This window comes from Cloacibacillus sp., from assembly GCA_036655895.1.
Lineage (GTDB): Bacteria > Synergistota > Synergistia > Synergistales > Synergistaceae > JAVVPF01.
Map to the genome: position 1 here is coordinate 1 of JAVVPF010000065.1, position 5,573 is coordinate 5,573.

The 5,573-nt window shown below is 57.9% G+C and carries 7 protein-coding genes; 3 read left to right on the forward strand and 4 right to left on the reverse strand.

Translation table 11 applies throughout. The features are described 5' to 3' along the window. Positions 1-683 (forward strand): hypothetical protein (locus tag RRY12_12330; GenBank protein ID MEG2185459.1); only part of this gene is annotated, 683 nt, incomplete at its 5' end. An 18-nt stretch (positions 684-701) separates the two neighbouring features. After that, positions 702-1,106, forward strand: a complete 405-nt coding sequence (locus RRY12_12335) for a hypothetical protein (GenBank protein MEG2185460.1) — start codon at positions 702-704, stop codon at positions 1,104-1,106. 109 nt (positions 1,107-1,215) lie between these two features. On the opposite strand, the gene RRY12_12340 is transcribed toward RRY12_12335, so the two are convergent. The 4 genes from RRY12_12340 to RRY12_12355 all read right to left on the reverse strand — a co-directional run bounded on the left by RRY12_12340 (position 1,216) and on the right by RRY12_12355 (position 4,671). Beyond that, positions 1,216-2,307, reverse strand: a complete 1,092-nt coding sequence (locus RRY12_12340; GenBank protein ID MEG2185461.1) for an aminotransferase class V-fold PLP-dependent enzyme — start codon at positions 2,305-2,307, stop codon at positions 1,216-1,218. A 151-nt stretch (positions 2,308-2,458) separates the two neighbouring features. Then, on the reverse strand, positions 2,459-2,920 hold the full coding sequence (locus RRY12_12345) for a GatB/YqeY domain-containing protein (GenBank protein MEG2185462.1): 462 nt from the start codon (positions 2,918-2,920) through the stop codon (positions 2,459-2,461). Continuing rightward, the gene (rpsU, locus tag RRY12_12350; protein MEG2185463.1) at positions 2,920-3,108 is read right to left on the reverse strand and encodes a 30S ribosomal protein S21; all 189 of its coding nucleotides are present in this window, start codon (positions 3,106-3,108) and stop codon (positions 2,920-2,922) included. The genes RRY12_12345 and rpsU overlap by 1 nt, the downstream gene beginning before the upstream one ends. Positions 3,109-3,348: 240 nt before the next feature. Next, the gene (locus tag RRY12_12355) at positions 3,349-4,671 is read right to left on the reverse strand and encodes a MiaB/RimO family radical SAM methylthiotransferase (protein ID MEG2185464.1); all 1,323 of its coding nucleotides are present in this window, start codon (positions 4,669-4,671) and stop codon (positions 3,349-3,351) included. Between the two features lie 352 nt (positions 4,672-5,023). Between RRY12_12355 and RRY12_12360 the strand changes: the two genes are divergently transcribed. Then, positions 5,024-5,573, forward strand: a 550-nt coding sequence (locus RRY12_12360; GenBank protein ID MEG2185465.1) for a pyruvate:ferredoxin (flavodoxin) oxidoreductase, incomplete at its 3' end; no start/stop codon positions are given.

Sequence of the window (5,573 nt, forward strand, 5' to 3'; positions counted from 1 at the left end):
CGCAGCCGTTTGAGGCGCGCGCAGAGCGCGGCTTTGGCGCGAACCGCACGGCGAGGCCTGCGGCGCAGCGCGAAGAGCGCTTCATCGAAGGCGGCCGCGAACAACGTCCGCAGCGCGCGGAAGGCGCAAGGCCCTATCGCGGCAACGACGGCAGACCGCAGCGCGCGGAAGGCGCACGGCCGTACCGCAGCAACGACGGCAGACCGCAGCGTCAGGACGGCGCAAGGCCGTACCGCAGCAACGACGACAGGCCGCAGCGCGCGGACGGCGCAAGGCCATACCGCAACAACGACGACAGGCCGCAGCGTCAGGACGGCGCAAAGCCGTACCGCAGCAACGACGACAGGTCGCAGCGTCAGGACGGCGCAAGGCCGTACCGCAGCAACGACGACAGACCGCAGCGTCAGGACGGCGCAAAGCCGTACCGCGCTGGCGACAAGCCGGCCTACGGCAAAAAGTTCGGCGCGCCGAGGAACGAAGAACGCTCCTTTGGCGAAAGAGGCGGCTCAAAGCCGCAGCGCGCGGACGAGAGGCCGGCCTCAGGCAAAAAGTTCGGAAAGCAGGGCGCGCCGGGGAAGCCTTCGGGCGCGGGCCGTCCAGCTAAGGGACACAGCGGCGCGAAACCGTCCGCCTTCGGCAAGTTCTACGGCTCGGACAAGCGCGGCAACAAAAAGGGCAAATAACTATTTCGGAGGAACCAGATGAGATTTTTACTGCTTCTGCTGTTGGGGACCCTCATATTCGGCTTCGCCTTCCCGGCGATGCTACTTATGATGGCGCTTATAGGGTTTTTACTCTTTGCCCTGATAATATACAAATTTCTGCGCGGCTCTTCGTCCTTCACCGTCTACACGAACCGCGACTTCAGGCGGGAGCCTGGGGCGGACGGAGAACGGCGCGAGGTTTCCGGCGGCCGCAGGACGGTCTATACCGAGGATGATCCCGAGGTCGTAGCGTCCAGCCGCAGAAGGGACCCCTCCGTTGAAAACACCGCAACGGATGAGGACGAGATGGAAGAAAGCTGCGAGATAGTGGAACTGCCCGCAACCGCCCTAAGAAAAGACGACGGTGCAAAAGAGGCTGAGGCAAAAAACGATAACGCCTAAAAACTAAAAACTTTCCGCACGCAGTGTGTGCGGACTAAAACGGGAAGGAGCGCAGCAACGGACGCCCCTTCCCGCTATTTTTTATAGTCTTGCACGCGGTCTATCGCAGTCAGGCCTTTTTTGAGGCAAGCACATGTTCTATGACCTCCATGCCGCGCAGGACGAGCGCTTTATCCGCCTGGCTTCCCATGTGCCCTATGCGGAAGACCTTTCCGGCAAGCGCTCCGTAGCTGCCGCCGACGGCAAGCCCCTCAACGCGGAGGGCCGCGTCAAATTCAGGCCAGCTCCATCCGTCTGGCACCATGATCGCGGTGACGGTGGGGGAGGCAAGCTCCTCCTTCGCCGCGTACAGCGAAAGCCCGAGCTGGCGCGCGCGGAGGCGGCATAGGGCGGCTGCCTCTTCGTGACGCTTGAAGGAGTTTTCTAGCCCTTCCTCTAGCACGCTCTTTAACGCTAGGTTCAGCGCCTTGTTCGCGTGCCAGTTGTGCGTGTAGGGCGTAGCCTTCATTTCAAGCGCGCCGCGCCACGGAAGTATCGCGTCGTAGCCCGCGTAGTTCACCTCTTCTGCACGCTTCCACGCTTTATCGCTTACGGTGAGCGCGCAGATGTCCGGCAGCAGCGAAAGGCACTTCTGGCTCCCCAGCAGCCCGAGGTCGATGCCCCATTCGTCGACGCGGACGTCTGTGCCTATTGCGCTTGCCACGAAGTCGACGATAAAGAGCGCGCCGCTTTCTGCCGCCACCGGCGCTATTTCGCCTATCGGGTTCAGCAGCCCGCTTGGCGTTTCGCAGTGTACGGCGGTGATGATGTCTGGGCGAAATTCGGCTATTTTGTCGCGCAGCGCGGAGGCGGTCACGAAATCCCCGTCAGGCGCTTCGAGATAGTCCGCTGTGACGCCTATCGCCTCCGCCATCTCGCCGAAGCCGTGTCCAAAGAGGCCGTTTGATACGGCAAGCACGCGGCTGCCTGGTGCGGCCACGCTTTTGAGCGCGCCCCAAAGCACGGACATGGCCTCGCCCGAGCCTATTACGACGTCGTTTTTAGTTTTCAGTGTCTTTTGAAGAAGCGAAACGTTTTCGGAAAGCAGAGCAAAGAAATCCTCTTCAAGGTCCGCGCTGCCGAAGTCCGTCAGATAGACCTCGCGGTATTTAAGAGGCACCGAAGAGGGGCCGGGCACCAACGGTATTTTGTAGGTCTCCATCAATTTCATCCTCCTTATGGCAGCGCCCGTTTAAGGCAGCGGCCATTACATATTCTGCAATATTGGGCTGAGCTATTTGTTTTCGCGCGGCCTGTGCATACTAAAAAAGCGCCGGATAAGCTCCGGCACTTTGATTTTTGGATTTGTAACTTTAAACGAGCTGATCCAGATATTGCTGAACTGCCGCTTTGACCCTGTTTCCGTCAGCCTGGCCCTTCGCCGCCGCCATAGTCTTGCCCATCATTTTGCCCATGTCTTTCGGGCCGGATGCGCCGACTGTTTCGGCAACGGTTTTTACTATCTTTATCAGTTCCTCGTCCGAGAGCTGCGCCGGCTGGTATGCCTCAAGCACCGTGGCCTCCGCGAGCTCGCGTTCGGCACGGTCGAGCGCTCCGCCGTTTTTGTACATCTCCGCGGCTTCAAAGCGCTGCTTTAGTAGGCGGCGGACCAATACAAGTATATCGTCGTCCGTCAGCGGGTTGTCTTTTCCCTTTTCCACCTGCGCCAGTTGTTCGGCAGATTTCAGCATCCGCAGTACGGAGAGTGTCAGCTCGTCTTTTGCCTTCATAGCTGCAACCAGATCCTTTTGGATCCTTTCTCCTAGGTCAGACATTAATAATCCGCCCTCCTGCCTTTGTTTCGTGCCATCTCGGCCTTCTTACGTTTTTTGATTTCGCTGGGTTTTTCGTAATGTTCATGCTTCTTCGCTTCACGAAGCACGCCCACCTTCCGAAGCTCTCTTTTAAAACGTTTGAGTGCATCTTCGATCGACTCGTTGTCGCGTCTTGTTACGGTGGTCATCAACATTCCCCCCTTTCTCAGTCGGGGTAACACCAAAGCGAAACACCGCTTTTAAATCCGCCTGATGTCTTTCTAATTTATTACATCTATGTATTATGCGGTATCGAGTTATATTTTGTCAACAATCGAAGGCCGCACAATTCACCTAAATTATCTAAAATACTGACAGGATAATTTTTACTAGATGCGGCGATGCTGCCGCCTTCGGAGGCGGCCTGTCCCGCGGACGGCATACCCTTTTTAAATTATTGAGACTTCGTCTGTTTGTGCGCAGTCTTCCGGCGCATCCTCCGTCGCCAGCCCTTCGTGCGAATATTTGACTGGGATAAGCGTCGTCTCTTCGTTTATTTTCGCAAAGGCGCGCCCTGTGACGCGTATATAATTTCTCGTGAGGCCGCGCACGACGCCGCCGGCGTTTTCTTCCACAAGTATGACGGCCTCTTGTCCGGCATGACGCAGGCAGAAGTTTTTGTGCAGAGCCTCCGCCGCGCAAAGCGCCTCGTCCACGCGCGGACGGACCGACGCCGCGCAAAGCTGAGGCATTGCGGCGGCTGGTGTGCCTTCGCGCGGTGAATAGGGAAAGACGTGCACCTTGCCGAAAGCCGTAGCCTTCACAAAAGAGAGGCTCTCTTTGAAGGCCGCGTCGTCCTCCGTGGGAAAGCCCACCATGAGGTCGGTGCTCACGTGAAGCTCAGAGCCAAGCGCCGCCCGCGCCCTTGTTACGACCGCCGCGTATTGTTGCTGCGTGTAGCCGCGTTTCATCGCGGAAAGCACGCCGTCGTCCCCCGACTGCAGCGGCATGTGTAGGTGTGGGCAGAATGTCGGCGTTTCGGCAAGCGCCTCAAGCAGCCGCTCGTCCACAGCGAAAGGCTCTATAGAGCCAAAGCGCAGCCGTTTGAGCGAAGGCAGCGACCCTATAGCGCGCACCAGCTCCGGCAGCCTGTCGTAAAGGCCGAGATGCACGCCGGTCAGCACGATCTCAGGGCAGCCCGCCTCCGTTATGCGGCGCGCCTCCGCGACGGCCGCGCCGAAGGGCCTCGATACGGGCCTTCCTCGCACATACGGCACGATGCAGTAGGCGCAGTAATGGCTGCACCCGTCCTGCACCTTGAGGAACGCGCGCGAATGAAGCCGGGGCCTGTCCAGCGAAAGCGCGTCCCAACTGTTTTCTTCTTCTATATTGGCGTCTATTCTGATAGAAGGCGCCGCTCCGTTAAAGCGCGCCGCTATCATCTCGGGCAGAAGGTGCTTTAGCCTGTTGCCCGCCACGATGTCTATCCCAAGCGCCGCTCGCTCCTCCTCCGTGACCTTCTGCGCGTAGCAGCCGCAGGCGGCGATTACGGCATTCGGGTTTTCGCGCCGCGCGCGGCGGATGAGCTTGCGGCACTTTCTGTCGGCGACAGCCGTGATAGTGCATGTGACGATGACCGCGATGTCCGGCGCTTCGTCGCGCCAGACGGCCCCCTCCGCCTCAAGCGCGGCCGCTATCGACTCTCCCTCGTACTGGTTCGTGCGGCAGCCCTGTATATGTACTGTAAAAAATTTCCCTGCGAGTCTTTTCATAAAATCTCCCGTATTATTCATAAGATGTGCACCTATAAGTTTATCATCACAACGGCACTGGAGACAAACGAAAAAGCGCGCGGCGCGCAAATCATTTATTTTCGCCCGCTTTGCCGCGAAAAAGGCGCTGGAACATTTTTTGTAAAAAAGCATCGCAAGAATGCTCATAAATCTCATCACTTATGGTATATTATCTTAAATGTCCGTCCCGCTTCGCGAGCGCGTCGTTTGTGCGCTGTGTCCGCGAAGAATTTTTTTCGGGCGCGGCGTCGTTATAGAACCTGCATAAAAAATTCATTGACAATTATGGCGTCACTGCCTAAACGTTAGGAAAATATGGGAGGTAATAGCAATGGTATCGAAAACTATGGTAACCCTAGACGGCAACGAAGGCGCGGCGCACGTAGCGCACGCCGTAAACGAAGTTATATCTATCTATCCCATCACCCCGTCGTCGCCCATGGGAGAATGGTCGGATCAGTGGTCGGCAGAAAACCGTCCGAACATCTGGGGCACAGTGCCGCTCGTAGAAGAGATGCAGAGCGAAGCGGGCGCCGCAGGCGCCTACCACGGAGCGCTCCAGGCGGGAGCCCTCTGCACAACCTTCACCGCGTCCCAGGGCCTACTCCTCATGATCCCCAACATGTACAAAATAGCGGGCGAACTTACAAGCACAGTAATGCACGTAACGGCAAGAAGCCTCGCCACCCACGCCCTCTCCATCTTCGGAGACCACTCAGACGTAATGGCCGTCCGCAACACAGGCTGGGCAATGCTCGCCTCCGCCACAGTCCAGGAATCAATGGACAACGCCCTAATAGCTCAAATGGCAACCCTCGAAGGAAAAGTGCCAGTCCTTCATTTCTTCGACGGCTTCCGCACCAGCCACGAAGAAATGAAAA